The following is a 19,376-nucleotide window of genomic DNA, read 5'->3' as shown; positions in this document are numbered from 1 at the left end:
TGCCCTCGGCCGACATCTGCGTGCCCTGGCTGAGGATCGAGCCGCCGTTGGCAATCAACGTGAGATCGCCGCCTGCAGCCAACTGGCTGACGCGGGCATCACTGGTCGAATGGCTCTGTTCGCTGTTGGTGCGCTGGCTGCCGGCAGTCACCACGGTCGAAGTGGTGGCCGCGCGCAGGCCGGAGGCTGCGCCTTCAGCGGTACGGGTGATCCGCCCCATCGCCGAGCCACTGTCGGCCATGCCGTCGGTGGTCGAATCGCGGGCGCTGCGGTAGGCCTTGGTCGGGTCGTAGGTCACGCCCACGGAGAAGCCGCTGGACTTGCTGGCCTGACTGGATTGGTTGTCCGTGGTGTCCTGTCGCGCCAGCAGCGCAATGTCCTTGCCCACCAGTGTCAGGTTCTCGCCTGCGGCGACGTCCGACGCCTCGATCGTCAGTGTGTTGCCAGCATTGATCAGCACATTGCCGTCGCGCGAGGCGATCGCCGATCCCACCTGGGTGGTGGACTGCTCGGCGCGGGTGCTGCTGTTCTTCGCGCTACTGTAGCCGACCGATGCCACGCCGTTGCCGAAGCCTCCGGTAACGCCGGATTTCTTCTTGCTCTCGTTGGACTCACTGCTGTGATGGTCCTCTGCGGCGGTGATCAATACGTTGTTGCCCGCCCCCAGAATCACATTACCAGTGGCATCGACCACCGCACCAACCGCAGTCAGATCGCGGCCGGCGGTGATGTTGATGCGCTCGCCCTGGATCGCCGTACCGATGGCATAACTGTCGCTGTTGTCGACGCTGCGCGTGGTAGTGGTGCTGGATAGCGTTTTCTTTTTCTTCTCGTAGCTGTCCAGGCCGTAGTCGTGCGTCTCGTTGGCCGAGAGCAGGTTCACGTCGCGGCCCGCAGCCACGCTTACCGCACCGTCATTGCTGTCGACCAACGCGGCTGTAAGGCTCACGTCCCGGCCCGCGGTCAGCAGCAGATTGCCCCCGGCCTGCAACAGGCTGCCGCGCACCGTCTCATCACGCTGGCTGACCTGCAGCGAGCTGCGCTTGCCCGCACTGGAGAAGTCGCGGCTTTCGCTGTCCACCAGCGCCTGGCTGTTGATGTCACCGCCGGCCTGCAATGCCAGACCTCCCGCCGCTTTGATCTGCGCGGCGGCCAGGTTGATGTCCTTGCCAGCGGCCAGCACCACATCGCCAGCGCCCTGCACCGAGCTGGCAGCATGTGTTGTCCTGCTGCTGCGCTGGTGGTTGCGCTCATCGAAGGTGGCGTCGCGGCGTTTCTCCAGCGCAATCGCGCCAACATCCAGAGTGCCGCCTGCGGCCAGCTGGGTAAGGCCGTCGGCGCCGGCGTTGCGGATCTGTGCGGCCTGCAGGCTGATGTCACCGCCAGCCACCACCGACAGCATGCCGTCGCCACTGGGGTTGGTCACATACAGACCAGCAACCCGATCAATGCGGTTGGTCTCGTACTGGTAGGTGCCACCGCCCCGCTGTGTCTCCACCGTGGAGGCCACCGTGACATTGCCCGCGGCCTTGACCGACAGCGCATCGGTGGCCGTCACGGTGGCACCGGCAACGCGGATGTCCTTGTCCGACGACAGCCCGACGTACTGGCCGGAAATGCTGCCACCCAGATGCTCGATGTTGCCTGCATCGATGGTTACCAGCTTGCGGCCGGCGATGTTGCCGGTGTTGACCAGGCCATTGCCCAGTTTGATATCGACATTGGCGCCGGCCAGCAGTGCACCTTGCCCGTCCAGATCGCCCGGGCGCAGGCGCAGGTAGACCTGCGGCACCAGCGCGGTGGTGGTGCTGCCATCGGCCAGGGTGACGGTCTGCTCGACCAGCCAGACGATGTCGCTGGTCAGCTGTGCCATCTGCGCTTCGGTCAGCGCCACGCCGGGCCGCAGGCCCCATTCGCTGGCGACCGTGGCACCGGCCTCCAGCAGCGCGCGGTATTGCGCCTCGTCACTGGCGTAGCCGTCGAGGAAGCGGCGACCGGTCAACTGGCCGATCTGCTCACGCACCAGCTTCTGCTCGTAGTACCCATCACCCAACCGCTTCTGCACGGTATCGGGCGAGTAGCCCATCTGGCCCAGCAGGTGGTCCGAGCTCAGCCAGGTCTTGTGGTCGGTGAAGCGCGGATCGGTCTCGACCAGATAGTGGCCCCCGTTGGGATTGACGTTGAACAGGCTGGCGCTCGGCGCGCGCGTATCCGGCGCCCCCATTGCGATGCGGTCCGGCGATCCGCCACTGGCCGCGACCACGCGCGGCCCGGACGTACCGGTGTTGCCGCTCACGCCGCCGACGTTGCCGCCCTGCTGGGTGCCGGCGGCATCGGCCGCCTGTGACAGCGCGCGTTCGGCACCGGTGCCGGTGGACTGGCCCGGCCCCTGCGCACCGCCATGACCCGGCCCATCCGGCAGCGCCTTGGGCCCCTGCACGTTGAGGTTGGCCATGGCCGAACCGTTCTGCACGTTCGGTGCCTTGCGCCCCTGGTTGAGGTTGCTCAGGTCACCGACATCGATGCTCAACGTGCCGTTGGCGGTAATCTGGCCCCCCAGCTGGCCGATCTTTTCGGAGATGGGCTCGGCGGTCCATTGCGTTCGGGTGCCGTCGTAGGCGATGGAGGTGTTGTTGAAGGTATGCGTGCGGAACAATTCGAGACCAACGTTACTGACACGGCTGTCGGCGCCGTGACCGACGATCTGCAGATTGCCGCCCGCAGCAATCTGCGCGTAGCGGTTGTTCAGCTCGTCCACCGACAGGCGCATGTTGCCGCCGGAACGGATCACCGCATCGGCACCGGCACCGGGCTGCAGCTGGTCCTCATGGGCCACGTGGTGAGCAACGCGCTTTTCTTCATTGAGGCCGTGTTCCTGCGTGTGCTGGCGGCGACCGACGATGGTCGCATCGGGATTGCTCAACGACGCCGGGGTGATGAACTGGATGCAGGTAGTGCTGCAGGTACCGTAGGCGCTGGAGAACGTCAGGCGGTCGTTCTGGTAGGTGAACTTCTCCTTCGACTTCAGCACGTCGAACGGATCGCCGCCCGGCACCTGGTCCGGATTGGCGGCAGTGCCCTTGCTCACGTAGTAGATCGTGACGGTGCCGTTGACCGGATCCATGCGCCAGCGCTCACCGCGCACGTCATAGCCCAATCCACCAGAGCCGAAGAAGAAGCGCGAGGTGCTCGCGGTCAGGCGAACCACCGCCTTGCCCAGGCGGGTGCCGTCCGGCGCAATGTAGGGCTCGTCCTGCAGCACGTCTTCCGGCGCGATGTAGTAGAACTCCCAGGCCTTGTAATTGCTGGTATCGCTGACCGTGCCTGCGGTGTTCTTCGAGTTCTTCTGCCATGCCGCCACCATCATGTTGACGGTAGTGTCGATGGTCTTGACCTGGGTCGGGGCGATCGCCACGTTCTCGCGGATGTTGTTGACCGCCTGCGCATCGATGGACAGATTGCCGCCCACATCGATGACCGAGCTGATGTTGTCGATCCGCCCGGCAATGCCGCTGGCGATCCGGTCGGCGCCGAGCGCGCCACCGATGGCCGCATCACCGCCGCTGTAGATCAGGCCCTTGCCGGTGTTCTGCAGTTCGCGCACGCCCAGGTCCAGCCGCTCGCGTGCGGCCACGGTGCCGACGCGGGTGGCACCACCGGCCTCTTCGGCGCGGTTCTTCAGCACGCCGGTGGAGATCGCCACGTGGTCACCGTAGATGCGCCCGGTGCCGAGATTGTCGATCTCGCCGGCCTCCAGGTGCGTCAGCGCGCCATCGATCAGGCCGCGGTTGGTCAGCTGGCCACGGGCATTGAGGTGGGTCGTACCCTGGCTGGAGATCTCACCCGAGGCTGCGTTGGTGATGTTCTGGGCGTTGAGGTCGAGGTTGCCACCGCGCACGACACCCTGGTTGTCGAGGTCGCCGGACAGGTTCAGCGACAGCGTGCCGTTGGCGATCCATTCGCCACGATGGCGCATGCCCTGCTGCAGGGTAAGGCCGAGGTCACGCTGCGCATGCACTTGGCCGTCTTCGCTGAGCACACGTGCCACCAGGGTCTGGCTGCCATCAGCGCGCAGCAGGCCACTGCTGTTGGCGACGTTGTCCGCCTGGCTGTCCAGGTTGCCGCCGGTGCTGATCACGCCGCCGGTGTTCTGCAGCTGGCCGTTGATCTGCAGCCGCGCACTGCCATCGGTGACGACCTGGCCCTGGCTGTTGTCCAGCCACTGTGCACCGAACTGCAGCTGGCCCGCCTGCAGCCCATGCGTGCCGTCACCGCCACGGGTGTTGCGGTTGTCCACGCTGGCGGCCGTGAGGGTCAACCGCTGGCCGGCCGCGATCGCGCCGGCGGCGTTGTCCAGGTGCCCGTCGAGGGTCAGGTCGAGGTTGCGTCCGGCCTGCACGCGACCACCGGCATTGGCCAGGCTCGCCGCCCGCAGCGAAAGATCCGCAGCGCTGGCAAGTGTTCCACCGGCACTGTTGTCAACGCGGGCCAGCAGCAGACGCGCATCGCCTTGTGCATTGACTGCGCCGCCACGGTTGTCCAGCACACCGCCTTCCAGCTGCAGCTTCCCGGCCGCCAGCAGCCCACCGCTGCCGGCCGTGAAACGGTTGTCGATGTCCTGCCCGGCCGTGTTGATGGTCAGGTCGGCCGCCGACTGCACGCGACCGCCCTGGTTGTCCAGAACGCCACTGCGCACACTCAGCGCGCCCTTCTGCGTACCCAGCGTGCCGGCGCGGTTGTCCAGCCGTTGGCCGCGGGTATCGATGTCCAGCTGGCCACCCAGCAGCGTGCCCCGCTGGTTGTCCAGGCCGTTACCCTGCAGCTGCAGCCGTTCGGCGGCCTGCATCGCGCCGTCGCTGTTGTCCACGCCTGCCGCCGTGGTCACCGTCAGGTCCTTGCCAGCGACCAGGGTGCCGTGGCGGTTGTCGAGACTGCCGGCGTCCAGGGTCACCATGCCGGTGCTGGACAGCAGGCCCTGCTCGCCATTGTCGAGACGACCGTCAACGCCCAGCACCAGCGCGCTGCCGCCCGCGTGCACTGTGCCGCCCTGGTTACCAAGGCTGGCCGCGGTGACCGTGCCGGCACCGCCGAGCAGGATGCGGCCCTTCTGGTTGTCCAGCGCCTGGCCGATCGCCAGCGTGGAGTGCCCGGCGCCTGCGCCCTGCAGCGTGCCCTGCGCATTGTTCAGCTGCTGCGCGATGACATCCAGCGCGCCATTGCTGGCGAGTGAACCGCCGCGATTGTCCAGCATACCCTGTACGCGCAGGCGCAGCGCATCTTCACCGGTTGCGGTGAGCGTGCCACCGGCGGTGGTCAGGGTGCCGGCGCTGATGGCGACGCGACGCGCCGAGGTGGTCGCTCCACTAAGATCGAGCGAGGCGCCATCCAGCACGAAGCTGCCGTTGCTGAGCACGCTGCCGCCCTTGCCCAGCAGGGCCTGCGCCGAGACCTGCAGCTGGCCACTGCCGGCGTGCTGGATCCTGCCTGCACTGTTGTCCAGCGTCCGGGCCAGCAGGGTCAGGTCGCCATTGCTGGCCAGCGTACCACCGGCATTGCCCAGCGCCGTCGCCTTGACGCGACTGGCGCCTTCGCCGCTGGCGATGATGCGGCCACCGGCGTTGTCGAGCGTGGTGGCCTCAAGGTCGAAGCGATCGGCGCCCAGCGTCGCGTCACGATGATCCACGTCGTCGGCGCGCAAGGTCAGTGTGGCCGAGGAGACCAGCGTGCCCTTGCTGCCGTCCAGGCGGCCGGTGGTGATGTCCAGGCCCTGGTTGCCGGCCTGGCGGATGCTGCCGCCACTGTTGTCCAGCCGTGCGGCGGCGATCGTCAGGCGGTTGGCGTTGCTGGCGATCGTGCCTTCGTGATTGTCCAGCGCACCGACGATCTGCAACGTGCTGTCGGCCGTTCCGGCGCCGCTGAGCGTGCCCGTGCGGTTGATCAGTTCACCGGCCTGCACATCCAGTGCCCCGTTGCCGGCGATCGTGCCGCCACTGTTGTCCACGCCCTGCGCCACGTGCAGCCGCAGCGCGTCGCTGCCGGTCGCGCTGAGGTTGCCACCGGTGTTGTCCAAGCGCTGCGCATCGATGGCAATGCGCTCTGCCTGGGTAGTGCTGCCGGCCCCCAGCAGCAGGTCGCCGCCCTCAAGTTCCAGCGCCGACTGGCTGAGGATGCGGCCGCCCGCACCCTGCAGGCTGTCTGCGCGGATCTGCAACGTACCGCCGCCGGCGTGTTCGATTGCACCGCTGCGGTTGTCCAGGCTTGCCGCCTGCAGCCGCAGATCACCGGTACCGGCCAGGCGGCCGCCGTTGCTGTTGTCCAAGCGCTCTCGGGCCTGCACCTGCAGCGCGCCGCTGCCTGCCGCCAGCACCTTGCCGCCCTGGTTGACCAGGCTGCCAACCTGCAGCTGCACCTGGCCATTGCCGGAGATGCCGCCGCCGCTGTTATCCAGCGTGTCGCGCACCGTCAGCGCCACGCCCTGCGTACCGGCCGACTGCAGCGTGCCCTTCTGGTTGTCGATGCGACCGGCGTCGATGCGCAGGCCGCCGTTGCCGACGATCTGGCCGCCCTGGTTGTCTAGCGCATCGCGTACGTCCAGTGCCAGCTCCGAGACACCCTGCGAGACGATCTGGCCCTGGCGGTTGCGCAGTGCCCTGGCGTGGATCTGCGCACTCTGCGCCGACGTCGTACCGCCGCTCACATCCAGCTCGCCGCCGGACAGCACCAGTGCACCGTTGCTGAGCAGGCGCCCCTCGCTGCCATGCAGCGTATCGGCCTGCACGCTCAAGCTCCCGGTGCCAGCCTGCTGCACCAGGCCCTTCCTGTTGTCCAGCGTGGTCGCGGCCACTATCAGGTCGCCGTTGCCGGCCAACGTGCCACCTGCGCCGTTGTCCAGGTTCGACGCCTTCACCGAACTGGCACCGGTTCCGAGCGACAGCAGGCTGCCGCCGCGGTTGTCCAGCGTGCCAGCCACGATGTCGAATCCCGCCGCACTGAGCGCACCGTTGCGCAGGTCGGCGCTGCCAGTCGTCCAGTGCAGGCGCCCCACCGTGCTCAGCCGTCCACCGGGACCAGCCCAGTCACCCGTGTCCAGCGTGAGGCCACCCTCACCGGCATGTTCAATGCGGCCATCGGCATTGCCGACCTGGCCTGCTTGCAGCGCCAACTGCGCGGCGTTGGTGGCCAGCAGGCCGCCGTCATTGTTGAACAGACCCTGCACCGTCCACGACGATGCCGCCTTGCCGGCGTGCCGCAATTCACCCCCGCGGTTGTCGAGCGACTGCGCATCCAGCCGCAGGCCGCCGGCCACGCTCAGCGCACCCTTCTGGTTCGACAACAGGCCGACATGCAACGCGGCATCGCCATGCACCTGCAGCGTGCCGCCATCATTGCGCAGCTCGCCCCCAGCCTGCAGCGCGCTCACTCCCAGGCGACCGCCGCTGTTGTCGAGTCCGGCACGTGCGGCGAGCGATACCGCACCACCATTGGCGATGCTGCCGCCGTCATTGTCCAGCATGCCGGCGATGGCGATCAGGCCCTCGGCCATCGGTACCACTGGCGAGGTCGGCGTGCCGGTCGAGCCGCCGCCGGTACCCGGCGTCCCCGTACCCGGGGCACCGGTTCCCGGCGTTCCTCCGCCGCTGCCCGGCGACGTGCCGCCCCCTGGGCCACCGCCGTTGCCACCGGACGCGACGGCATCCAGCGCACCCAGCAGACCGTTGCTGCGGTTGCGGGCCGCTTCGGCCTTGAGCGCCAGCGCCTGCACACCAGTCTGTTCAATGCTGCCGCCATGGTTGCGCAGGCCCTGCGCCTCGACCTGCAGGCGCTGTGCGTTGAGCTTGCCGCCGCTGTTGTCCAGCGTGCCGCCGGTGTCGATCGCAACCTCGCGCGTGGCGGCGATGGTGCCGGCATTTGCAAGATCACCGCGCGCCTGCAAGCGCACGTTCTGCAGCGACTGCAGTGCGCCGGTGTTTTCCAGGCGGCCGTCCACCGTCACCACCAGCTCACCGACCTGCGCGCCGATGCTGCCGGCATTGCGCACGCCCACACCGTGCTCGTTGCCGACCAGCCAGATCTTGTTGGCGAACATGCCGCCGAGAGCGCCCACGTCCAGCGCGAAGGTCGGTGCCTCGCCGTTGGCCGGGATCAGGCTGGCCTGGCTGTGGTCGGCATTGACCACGGTGTTGCCCAGCGTGGCCTGCAACTGGTTGGCCCAGATGCCGGCGTTGACCTTCAGTGACCGGGTGATCAGGTCGGTGTAGTCAGCGCGGCTGGTGTCCAGACCCTCTCCATCGATCTGGATCGCACCACCGGTGACGCGGTAGCCCTCCAGTACCCCAGCACCCGTGAACATCGGCGTGCCGGTGGTCAGGGTCACGCGGCTGGCGTTGAGGAAGCCGCCGCCGTTGACCTGGATGCCGGCCGGGTTGGCGATGATCACCTCGGCGCGCTGCCCGGCCACTTCCACGTAGCCGTTGAGCCGGCTGGCCGGACCGTTCACTTCATTGAGGATGACCCGCGCACTGCCGGTGGCAAGCCACGGATTGCCCTGCACCCAGCCCCCCAGCTGCGTCTGCACCTGGCCGCGGGCGTTGTTGAGGATGACGCCCTCGCGTCCGACATCGAACTGCGAATAGCGGTTGCGCGACACACCCGCCGCCGACGGCGTGGTGATGTTCACCATCGGCACACCATTGGGGGCCGTCACCATCGTCGGCCGTTCACGGCCCGGCGCATTGGGGTCGGAAATGATGCGCGCATCGGACTGCGCCAGTGCAGGGGTTACCATGCTGACCCAGCCCAGTGAGCACATCAGTGCGAAGCCCAGCGGCGACAGCGCGGCGCTCTGCCGGCCCGGCACATGGCCGACCAGGCCACCGCCACCCTTCACCAGCTCCGACGCCACCTGCCAGACGCGCAGCGCGCGGTTGAAAACCAGACGATAGATAGTGTTCATGTCACGTGTCCTTGTGGCAGATCAGTAGCGCCAGGCCAGGCTGAAGCCGAATGTGGTGTAGTCGGTGGGGAAATGGGCGGGCTTGTGCAGTGCCGAACCGACGAAGCCATCCCAGGAAAGCTGCTGCCAGCCGCCGCGCAGGCCCAGCGCCATGCCCGCCAGGTCACGGCCGGACTGCCACTGCGCGGATGGGCCGCCGATGCGGCCGTAGTCGGCGGCGACGTAGAACTCCTGGCCACCGCCGATGCCCAGCGAAAGATCGTTGCGCAGCGACCAGCCGCGCTCACCGCTGAGCGAGCTTTCACCATCGAAACCGCGCACGGTATAGCGGCCGCCGATGGCGAAGCGGTCCTGTGGCGAGAGCGGCGTGCGGTTCCACTGCGCCCGCCATGCGGCGGTGTAGCGCAGGCGCTGCCTGCCCAGCTGGAACGGCACGCTGAACTGCGCGTCGGCGGTGATCAGCTTCATCCGCGAGGTCCCTTCCAGCGGCAGCGTCGGATCCCACTGCTGCGCCATCTCTTCTGGCGAGCGCAAGGCGTGGAAGGCCCCCGTGCCACGCCGGTAGGCCACGCTGGCATCGAGCGTGGCGTTGCCGATGAATTGCTTGTGGGTCAGGCCCAGTTCCCAGCCTGCGGTGCGGCGGCGCTGTACTTCTATCTCGGTGTCGTCGATGTAGTTCTTCGACTCTCGCTGCCAGCCGCGCGCGTAGGCGCTGAACTTGACCTTGGCATTGCGCAGCAACAGCCGGTCCACCCGCGCTTCGGCGTTTTGGCTGCGGCCGCTGTAGTCATAGCTTTCAAAGGCACCCACCACGTTCTGCCTGTAGTCGTAAGCGCTGGCGGTGGCACCGAACAGCCAATACCCGTAGGGCACGTCGTAGTGCGCGGTCCAGCTGTTGGTGTCCTTGCCTCGGCCATTGAACACGCCACGGCCGGCGCTGATGTAGAACAGCTCGTTCAGGCCCAGCGGATTGTCCAATGACAGCGTGGCATTGGCCTGCAGCTTGCCGGTGCCGCGGCTGCCGGCATCGTCCAGGGTGACGCTGGCGCGCACCGGTGAGCGCTGCGTCCAGTCGATCTGCAGGTCGCTCTGGCCTGGCGCCGCGCCCTCGCCGTCGGCCGGCGCGATCTTGATGTCGGCGCTGACGGTGGGCACGCGCTGCAGGTTCTCCAGCCCCTGCTCGATGTCGCGCAGGTTGAGCAGGCTGCCGCTGCGGATCGGCAGTGCATTGGCAAGGGCCGGATGCCGTCCCTGCGGGTCGGAGAACACGGCCTCGCGGAACCGGCCTGGCACCACCGACAACGTCAGCGTGCCCTGGTTGAGGTCCTGCGGTGCCGACAGCACCCGCGTGGTGACATAGCCGCGGGCGATGATCGCGGTCTGCACGCGCTTCATCACCACGTTGATGCCTTCGGTCCCCAGGCAACGGCCTGTGGCCGGATCGTCGACCGGGTCGGCAGCCGCCAGTGCCCAGCCGAAGCGCTGGCTGTCCTCGCCTTCCAGCACGATGCGATCGATGCGCACGCAGGGGCGCTCCTGCGCCGGCAGGCGGTCGCCCTCCTTCTGCGCGTTCCGCTCCAGGCGGACGTCGGGGCGTTGTTCCTGCTGCTCGCGCAGCACGCGTTCGCGTTCCTGTTGCCTCAGCAGTTCCTGCGCGGCTGGATCACCGGCCTGCTGGGCGGCAACACCGAAGGTCATGCCAAGCAACACCACCCACCCACCACCACGGCACGCCTGTCGTGCCTGCTTCTTCCCTGACCGCACAGTGTTTTCCTGATATTGATGCAGGCCGTCAGGCGCTCTGTCCGGAAAAGGACAATGCATCGACGTGCCGGCTTGATTCGGGTCTGCCGACGCACAGGCGACAGCACGCCGCTACGCGAAGCGCAGAAAGGCGCAAAGGGTATCGGCCGCCTCAGGAACTTCTATAGGAAAGATTGCAAATTCAGTCGACTGCGGGGCAACACGCCGCAAACGCCCGGGACGCTGCGCGTTCGGGCCATGGCGCGAACCCTGGTACTACAGCACGCCAGCTTCCGCCTGCTGACGCTACAGTCGCCGCATGACCATCGTCCTACAGATTGAAGGCGCCGCCATCAATGACATCCCCAGCCTGTACGCGGAGATCAACCGCGTGTTCATGGCCGGCGAGAACTGGCAGCTCGGGCCAAGCCTGGACGCCCTGGATGACCTGCTGCATGGCGGCTATGGGGTGTTGGCCGGCCACGACCGGGCCACGGTGATCTGGGGTGATATCGAGCACAGCCGCGCCGCACTGGGACGAACTACCACATGTCAGTGGCTGCAGTCCAAGCTGGAAGCCCCGGGCACCTTCAATAGGCGGACCATTGCGCTCCAGCTGGACGCCCTGCAACGAGGCCAGGGCCAGACCTACTTCGGGATCGTAATGGAGATCTTCGCAAGCCACCGGCAGATCACCCTGGTTCCGGCCTGACTGTGTGCCCCGCACGGCAATGCCCACCAACCGCAGCGGCGCCCACCGGCCCCAGCAGTTACCATGGACGGCCCTGTACCCGCTCCGCTGCCGCTGCCGCCCGGCGCGGCCGGACGCCCTGATCCACGAGTCCCATGTCCAAAGACAAGTCCGCCGAGCACACCCCGCTGATGAAGCAGTTCTTCGCAGCCAAGTCCGACTACCCGGACCTGCTGCTGTTCTTCCGCATGGGCGACTTCTACGAGCTGTTCTACGACGACGCGCGCAAGGCTGCGCGGCTGCTCGACATCACCCTGACCCAGCGTGGCAGCTCCGGCGGCGCACCGATCCCGATGGCCGGCGTGCCGGTGCATGCCTACGAAGGCTACCTGGCACGGCTGGTGGCGCTGGGCGAGTCGGTGGCGATCTGCGAGCAGATCGGCGACCCGGCGCTCGCCAAGGGCCTGGTCGAACGCAAGGTGGTGCGCATCGTCACCCCCGGCACGGTCACCGACGAAGCGCTGCTGGACGAGCGCCGCGACACCCTGCTGATGGCGCTGTCGCGCAGCAAGCAGGGCTACGGCCTGGCCTGGGCCGACCTGGCCGGTGGCCGCTTCCTGGTCAACGAAGTGGAGACCGACGACGCCCTGGAAGCCGAGCTGGCACGGCTGGAGCCGGCCGAGCTGCTGGTGCCCGACGAGGAGAACTGGCCGGAGTTCCTGCGCCAGCGCACCGGCGTGCGCCGCCGTGCGCCGTGGCTGTTCGACGCGGACAGCGGCCGCCGCCAGCTGCTGAACTTCTTCAAGCTGCACGATCTGAGCGGCTTCGGTATCGATGACAAGCCCCGTGCCACCGCCGCCGCCGGCGCCCTGCTCGGGTATGTCGAGGAAACCCAGAAGCAGCGCCTGCCGCACCTGACTTCGATCGCGATGGAAACCGCCGGCGAGGCGATCGCGATGAACGCCGCCACCCGCCGCCACCTGGAATTGGACACGCGTGTCGACGGTGATACCCGCAATACCCTACTGGGCGTGCTCGACAGCACGGTGACACCCATGGGTGGGCGCCTGCTGCGCCGCTGGCTGCACCGCCCGCTGCGCCTGCGCGAGGTGCTGGTGCAGCGCCACCACGCGGTGGAAACCCTGATTGATCGCGGTGCGGACGCCGACATCCGCGAGCAGTTCCGCCGCCTCGGCGATCTGGAACGCATCCTCACCCGCGTCGCGCTGCGCTCGGCGCGCCCCCGCGATTTCTCCACCCTGCGTGACGGCCTGGGCCTGCTGCCGGCGGTGCGCGAAGTGCTGGCCCCGCTGGACTCGCCGCGCCTGCAGGCCCTGCATGCGGCGCTGGGCGAACACGACGCGTGCGCGCAGCTGCTGGCCAGCGCCATCGCCGAGATGCCGCCGCTGAAGCTGAGCGACGGCGGCGTGCTGGCCGATGGCTTCGATGAAGAGCTGGACGAGCTGCGCCGGCTGTCCACCCATGCCGACCAGTTCCTGGTCGACCTGGAACTGCGCGAGCGCGAGAGCAGCGGTATTCCCACCCTGAAGGTGGGCTACAACCGCGTTCACGGTTACTACATCGAAATCAGCAAGGGCCAGTCCGATCGTGCGCCGGTGCACTACACCCGCCGCCAGACGCTGACCAATGCCGAGCGCTACATCACCGAAGAACTGAAGGCATTCGAGGACAAGGTGCTGTCCGCGCGCGAACGTTCGCTGTCGCGCGAGAAGTACCTGTACGAGCAGCTGCTGGACACCCTTGGCGGGCAGTTGGAACCGCTGAAGCAGTGTGCCGCTGCGCTGAGCGAACTGGACGTGCTGGCCGCCTTCGCCGAACGCGCGCAGGCGCTGGACTGGGCGCGCCCGGAGCTGCAGGCCGAGCCGTGCCTGAAGATCGAACGCGGCCGCCATCCAGTGGTCGAAGCGGTACGCGAACAGCCGTTCGAACCCAATGACCTGGACCTGCATCCGGACCGTCGCATGCTGGTCATCACCGGCCCGAACATGGGCGGTAAATCGACCTACATGCGGCAAAATGCGCTGATCGTTCTGCTGGCCCACATCGGCAGCTTCGTGCCGGCCAGCCGGGCGGTGATCGGCCCGATCGACCGCATCCTGACCCGCATCGGCGCCGGCGACGACCTCGCCCGCGGGCAGTCAACCTTCATGGTCGAGATGGCCGAGACCAGCTACATCCTGCACCACGCCACCGCCCATTCGCTGGTGCTGATGGACGAGATCGGCCGTGGCACCTCCACCTACGATGGCCTGGCGCTGGCCGACGCGGTGGCCCGCCACCTGGCCTACCAGAACCGCTGCTACACGCTGTTCGCCACCCACTACTTCGAGCTGACCGCGCTGGCCGACGAACAGCATGAGGGCGGCCGCAGCGGCATCGCCAACGTGCACCTGGACGCGGTCGAGCACGGCGAAGCGCTGGTGTTCATGCACGCAGTGAAGGACGGCCCGGCCAACCGCAGCTTTGGCCTGCAGGTGGCCGCACTGGCCGGCCTGCCGCGCGCCACTGTGGCGCAGGCACGGCGTCGCCTGGCCGAGCTGGAACAGCGCGGCGCTGAAAGCCACGCCGCCGAGCTGGCGCCGCAGGCGCTGGATGCCCCGCAGCAGTTCGGGCTGTTCGCGGCGCCATCCAGCAAGGCGCAGGAAGCGCTGGCGGCGATCGATCCGGACGAACTGACGCCGAAGCAGGCGCTGGAAGCGCTGTACCGGCTGAAAACGCTGCTGTAAGTGCGCCTGGCCAGGGGGCACCATGCCCCCCTGGAAGCCACCGCGGAGAATCCTGCATACTCGGCCACGCAGACCGCCACAGGGGAGCTGGGGCGCCGTTCCGCACAGTCACTGAAACTGCGATCCCAGCGGCATGCAATGGGGCCGGGCAACATGCCGCGGCATCGAAGCGAGGGGATTCGATCACGAGGGAACGAACATGCGGCGTACGGTTCTAGCGTTGTTGCTGGTGTGTGGCGTGGCCGATGCACAGGAATTCGTAAGCAGCGAGCGTACCTACGACGAACGCCTGCGGGGTGCGCGGGTCGCGGCGCTCGGCGATGATCTGTTTGGTGATTCCCTAAACAGGAAGGATGGCACGCTGCAGTTCTCGCAGACCGATGTCGTGGTGCCGACCAGCAGTGGAATGCGGGTCGCATTCACCCGCACAACGCCGAAGCAGAAACAGGGACTGGATCGCGCTGCCGCCCCGCTGGGGGCGTCCTGGGAGATCGATGCCCCCTACATGATGGGCTCCTACGATCAACGCCGGGGCTGGAATGCGGCGGGCGGCGGCCGCTGCAGCGGCAGCAACCTGTCCCCGACCGAGTGGGTGGGCCCGTCACCGGACTTCAACACCCGGGTCATCCCGAAGCACACCTATTGGAGCGGCATCTTCATCAACCTCCCTGCGGTCGGTTATGAATCCCTTTTGCTGAAGGAAGCAGGGGCAAGCCTGCCCCAGGATGGGGCAACCTACATTGGCACCTCGGCCAGCCAGTGGCGCGTCAGCTGCCTGCCAGCCATCAGGAATGGAACCGGCGAAGGTTTTGTGGTGCGGACCACCGATGGCACCCGTTACTTCTTCGATTGGATGGCGGTCCGCGACCAGCACGACGTGCTGGCCAACGAGTACTATCGTGATGGCAATGGCAATGGCACATCGCAGCCCTACCTGCTGGTTCCGGTCGTCGATGTCTTCCTCTACGCGACACGTGTCGAGGACCGCCACGGCAACTGGGTCAGTTACAGCTACGACGGTGCCAACCCGACCCGCCTGCTGGCGATCATTTCCAATGACGGAGCCCGGATCGATATCGACTATGACGCGCAGGGCAAGATCGGCGCCGTCCGGGCCGGGGATCGCACCTGGCGTTACAACTACGTCGACAGCTACTGGGGGCGCACGCTCAACGAAGTCGTACTTCCCGACCAGTCGCGCTGGACCTTCTCCACCGACCGCCATGTGGGCGCCATGCCGTGGACGATGGTGCCCCCCGTCCTGAATCCAGGCTTCTACATGAATTCCTGCGCGCAGAATGCAACGGGATTCCGCTCGGAAGATGCCGGCGACCCGGCCTTCAACGATGTGATCACCATGCGCCATCCCAGCGGCGCACAAGGGGTGTTCTCGCTTCGCCAGTTGATCCACGGATCGGACAACACGCCTGGCAGCTGCGGCATCATCGGCACTAGTTCCTCCAACTTCGGGTTTGGCTCATTCGGCATTCCCAATGCCTACATGGCCAAGTCGCTGGTATCCAAGACCCTGTCCGGGCCCGGCATCCAGCCCGCCTCCTGGACGTACACATACTCACCACACTGGTCATTCACCGGTGGCTGCACCTCCAACTGCGTTTCAACAACCTGGGAAAACCGGCCCGACGGCGTGCAGGCCGAGTATGTCTTCGGCAACGACTACACCGCCAACATCGGCGACCTGCAGATCGAGCGCCTTCGCCGTGCCGGCCTGGTGGTACAGGAAACCCGGTATGTGAAGGCAGCCGCATCGGGGCCCTACCCCGCACGCTATGGAACGCAACTGGCGCCACGCGGGAATCCGCTGACCACCCAGATCCGGCCGATGCAGGACACCCAGCTGCGCCGGGACGGGATGCTTCATCGTCGTTATGTGGATGCATTCGACGGCCTAGCGCGCCCGGTGCGCATCGTCGAATCGAGCACTGCTGGCCCATGATCGGAGCGTGTCGGGATGCGAGCCGCCGGGCGACCGGAACAAGGCCCCGGCAATGAATTCCCGACAATCGATAGACAGAAGCTATAGAAGTGAATGATTCATTCGATTATTCATTTCATCTGGCCATAGCTAAAGTCGAGTGAAGATGTTCCACCCCGTCTTCACCCGCAGGAGCCAGCCATGAGCCAGTCCGATAACAACAGCCCCAAGTGCCCGTATCACACCGCGCCGTCGCCTGCGGAAGGCACCCAGCAGCAGCGTGAACTGAGCACCACGCCCAAGCAGAAGCACGGCGATGATCCGGTCACGCCGATGACCACAGCCTTCGGCGCACCGGTGGTGGACAACCAGAACAGCAAGACCGCCGGCCCACGTGGCCCGCTGCTGATGGAAGACGTCTGGCTGCTGGAGAAGCTGGCCAACCTCAACCGCGAGATCATTCCCGAGCGCCGCATGCACGCCAAGGGCTCGGGCGCGTTCGGTACTTTCACCGTCACCCACGACATCAGCAAGTACACCCGTGCCAAGCTGTTCGAGAAGGTCGGCAAGCAGACCGAGATGTTCGCGCGCTTCACCACGGTGGCCGGCGAGCGTGGCGCCGCCGACGCCGAGCGTGACATCCGCGGCTTCGCACTGAAGTTCTACACCGAAGAAGGCAACTGGGACCTGGTCGGCAACAACACGCCGGTGTTCTTCCTGCGCGACCCGCGCAAGTTCGCCGACCTCAACAAGGCCGTGAAACGCGACCCGCATACCAACCTGCGCAGCGCGCGCAACAACTGGGACTTCTGGACGTTGCTGCCCGAAGCCCTGCTGCAGGTGACCGTGGTGATGAGCGACCGCGGCATCCCGCGCAGCTTCCGCCACATGCACGGCTTCGGCTCGCACACCTACAGCTTCACCAACGCCGACAGCGAGCGCTTCTGGGTGAAGTTCCACTTCGTCAGCCAGCAGGGCATCGAATCGCTGACCGACGCGCAGGCGCAGATCCTGGTCGGCCATGACCGCGAAAGCCACGGCCGCGACCTGTTCGCCGCAATCGAGAAGGGCGACTTCCCGAAGTGGAAGCTGTTCATCCAGGTCATGCCCGAGCTGGAGGCGGAAACCTACCGCATCCATCCGTTCGACCTGACCAAGGTGTGGCCGAAGAGCGACTACCCGCTGATCGAAGTGGGCCAGTTCGAACTGAACCGCAACCCGGTCAACTGGTACCAGGACGTGGAGCAGTCCGCGTTCGCACCGAGCAACCTGGTGCCGGGCATCGGCCCGTCGCCGGACAAGATGCTGCAGGCACGCCTGTTCGCCTATTCCGATGCGCAGCGCTACCGCCTGGGCGTAAACCACCACCAGATTCCGGTGAACGCCGCACGCTGCCCGGTGCACAGCAACCACCGCGACGGTGCGATGCGCGTGGACGGCAACTACGGCGGCCTGCCGCACTACGAGCCGAACAGCTACGGCCAGTGGCAGGAACAACCGCAGTACCGCGAGCCGCCGATGAAGATCCGCGGTGACGCCGACTTCTGGAATTTCCGTGAGGACGACGCCGACTACTTCAGCCAGCCCGGTGCGCTGTTCCGCAGCTACAACCAGGCACAGAAGGACCGCCTGTTCGCCAACACCGCCCGCGCCCTGGGCGATGCGCCGGACTTCATCAAGCAGCGCCACATCGACAACTGCAGCAAGGCCGACCCGGCCTATGGCGCTGGCGTTGCCGCAGCGCTGAAGGCGCTGGCCAGCCAGCCTTCGGATCCGTTCAAGCCGGCGCAGCCGGAAGCGGACTTCCCCACCGCGACCCCGGGCGCCGAAGACATCGAGCTCTGATCGCCCTGCCCCGTGAACAGCACGCCGCCTCCCCGTGAGGCGGCGTCGCCGTTTTAACGGTCCGCGTCGTACCTTCTGCACGCCCCACCCCAATCAAGGATTCCGCAGATGAGCCTCACCGACGAACTTCTCGCCAAACTGCAGGGCGCACCGCTGCAGCAGGTGTCGCAGCAGCTCGGCATCAGCGACACCCAGGCTTCCGGTGCGATCAGTGCCGCGCTGCCGGTGCTGATGGGCGCGCTGGGCAACAACGCCTCGCAGCCGCAGGGCGCGCAGGCGCTGCTCGGCGCGCTGCAGAACAACCACAGTGGGCTGGACCTGGGCAGCGTGCTCGGTTCGGTACTGGGCGGCGGTAGCGGTGGTGCCGCCAGCGATGGCGCCGGCATCCTCGGTCACATCTTCGGCGGCAACCAGCAGAAGGTGGAAACCGGCCTGGCCCAGGCCACCCAGCTCGACAGTGGCCGCACCAGCCAGCTGCTGCAGATCCTCGCACCGATCGTGATGGCTTTCCTCGCCCAGCGCCTCGGTGGCGGCCAGGCCGACGCCGGCTCGCTCAGCCAGGCCCTCGGCCAGGAAAAGCAGCAGGTGCAGCAGCAGGGCGGTCTTGCCGGTGGCCTGCTCGGCAGCCTGCTGGACCAGGACGGTGACGGCCAGCTCGGCGTGGGCGATCTGCTGAAGATCGGCGGCAGCCTGCTGGGCGGCAAGCGCTGAGCCAAGGGGGCGCCGGATCCGGTCTGGCGCCCTGCTGCTTACAACGCGTCGATATCGCCGAGCGCGCGGATCAACCGCCGTGCGCGCTTGTCCGGCTTGTGCTCCGGCGGCTGGAAACCATCGCGCGCCGCGATGCGCAACGCGCGCTGTTCGGCACGGCGCGCCTTGGAGGCCTCACTCTCGGCATACAACTGCTGCGCCGTCGGCGCCGGCCCGCGCTGGTCGCTCAGGCCCAGCACCTGGATCTCGAAATGCTCTTCGCCGCGGTCGACCTGCAGCTGCTCACCGACGCGCACTGCGCGTGAGGATTTCGGGCGCTGCCCGGCGACGCTGACCTTGCCGGTCTCGATGGCCTGCTTGGCCAGGCTGCGGGTCTTGAAGAAACGGGCCGCCCACAGCCAGATGTCCAGGCGGACACTGGGCGACAGCGGGGAAAGCTCGGTCATCGGCAGGGACTACTCCGTTCGCTTGTTCAGGGGACGCGGGTTGTCGGGGTCGGTGCGGCAGCCACTGCCCCCGATCAGGGTGGGAACGCCGGCGGAAAGATCCTGGCGCTGGCTGCCGACCAGGCACTCGGGGCGGTCGGTTGGCCGCACCTGGGTATCGCCCAGCCGGTCACCTGTCGAACATGCGGCCAGCGCGGCGCCGATCAAGGCCAGCGCCAGCCTTCGCTTCACCTGCAGTCGTTGACGCATTGCCACATCCCGCAAACCGGCTTGGTGCTAGTGTGCGCCTCCCGGGATTCGATCA

Annotated in this window: 9 protein-coding genes; 5 read left to right on the top strand and 4 right to left on the bottom strand. The window is 67.1% G+C overall.

What is annotated here, in order from left to right; all coding sequences use genetic code 11:
* Together AC5P67_RS08990 and AC5P67_RS08985 are read right to left on the bottom strand one after the other, a co-directional pair.
* Positions 1-8,953: two-partner secretion domain-containing protein (locus AC5P67_RS08990; RefSeq protein WP_495214574.1), on the bottom strand; the 8,953-nt coding region annotated here is incomplete at its 3' end.
* Between the two features lie 21 nt (positions 8,954-8,974).
* On the bottom strand, positions 8,975-10,651 hold the full coding sequence (locus AC5P67_RS08985) for a ShlB/FhaC/HecB family hemolysin secretion/activation protein (protein ID WP_227860059.1): 1,677 nt from the start codon (positions 10,649-10,651) through the stop codon (positions 8,975-8,977).
* Between the two features lie 364 nt (positions 10,652-11,015).
* Between AC5P67_RS08985 and AC5P67_RS08980 the strand changes: the two genes are divergently transcribed.
* From AC5P67_RS08980 to AC5P67_RS08960, 5 genes are all read left to right on the top strand, one after another.
* Entirely contained in the window at positions 11,016-11,408 is a 393-nt protein-coding gene (locus tag AC5P67_RS08980) for a barstar family protein (RefSeq protein WP_043035632.1), read from the top strand.
* A 134-nt stretch (positions 11,409-11,542) separates the two neighbouring features.
* Complete coding sequence (gene mutS / locus AC5P67_RS08975) at positions 11,543-14,134, top strand: DNA mismatch repair protein MutS (protein WP_111117652.1); 2,592 nt, start codon at positions 11,543-11,545, stop codon at positions 14,132-14,134.
* A gap of 199 nt (positions 14,135-14,333) precedes the next feature.
* Positions 14,334-16,091: a hypothetical protein gene (locus AC5P67_RS08970; RefSeq protein WP_005412660.1), complete on the top strand. Its 1,758-nt coding sequence runs from the start codon at positions 14,334-14,336 to the stop codon at positions 16,089-16,091.
* Positions 16,092-16,271: 180 nt separating this feature from the next.
* Positions 16,272-17,915, top strand: coding sequence for a catalase (locus AC5P67_RS08965; RefSeq protein ID WP_043035634.1), 1,644 nt, complete (start codon positions 16,272-16,274; stop codon positions 17,913-17,915).
* Between the two features lie 108 nt (positions 17,916-18,023).
* Positions 18,024-18,626, top strand: coding sequence for a DUF937 domain-containing protein (locus tag AC5P67_RS08960; protein ID WP_049406738.1), 603 nt, complete (start codon positions 18,024-18,026; stop codon positions 18,624-18,626).
* A 38-nt stretch (positions 18,627-18,664) separates the two neighbouring features.
* On the opposite strand, the gene AC5P67_RS08955 is transcribed toward AC5P67_RS08960, so the two are convergent.
* The gene (locus AC5P67_RS08955) at positions 18,665-19,072 is read right to left on the bottom strand and encodes an RNA-binding S4 domain-containing protein (protein ID WP_005408603.1); all 408 of its coding nucleotides are present in this window, start codon (positions 19,070-19,072) and stop codon (positions 18,665-18,667) included.
* A gap of 9 nt (positions 19,073-19,081) precedes the next feature.
* A complete protein-coding gene (locus tag AC5P67_RS08950; protein WP_005408602.1) occupies positions 19,082-19,321 on the bottom strand; it encodes a hypothetical protein in 240 nt (79 codons plus the stop codon).
* Positions 19,322-19,376: the final 55 nt, after the last annotated feature.

The organism is Stenotrophomonas sp. YJH_SMC_21 (genome assembly GCF_059369555.1).
This window is presented reverse-complemented; position numbering and strand designations above follow the sequence as displayed.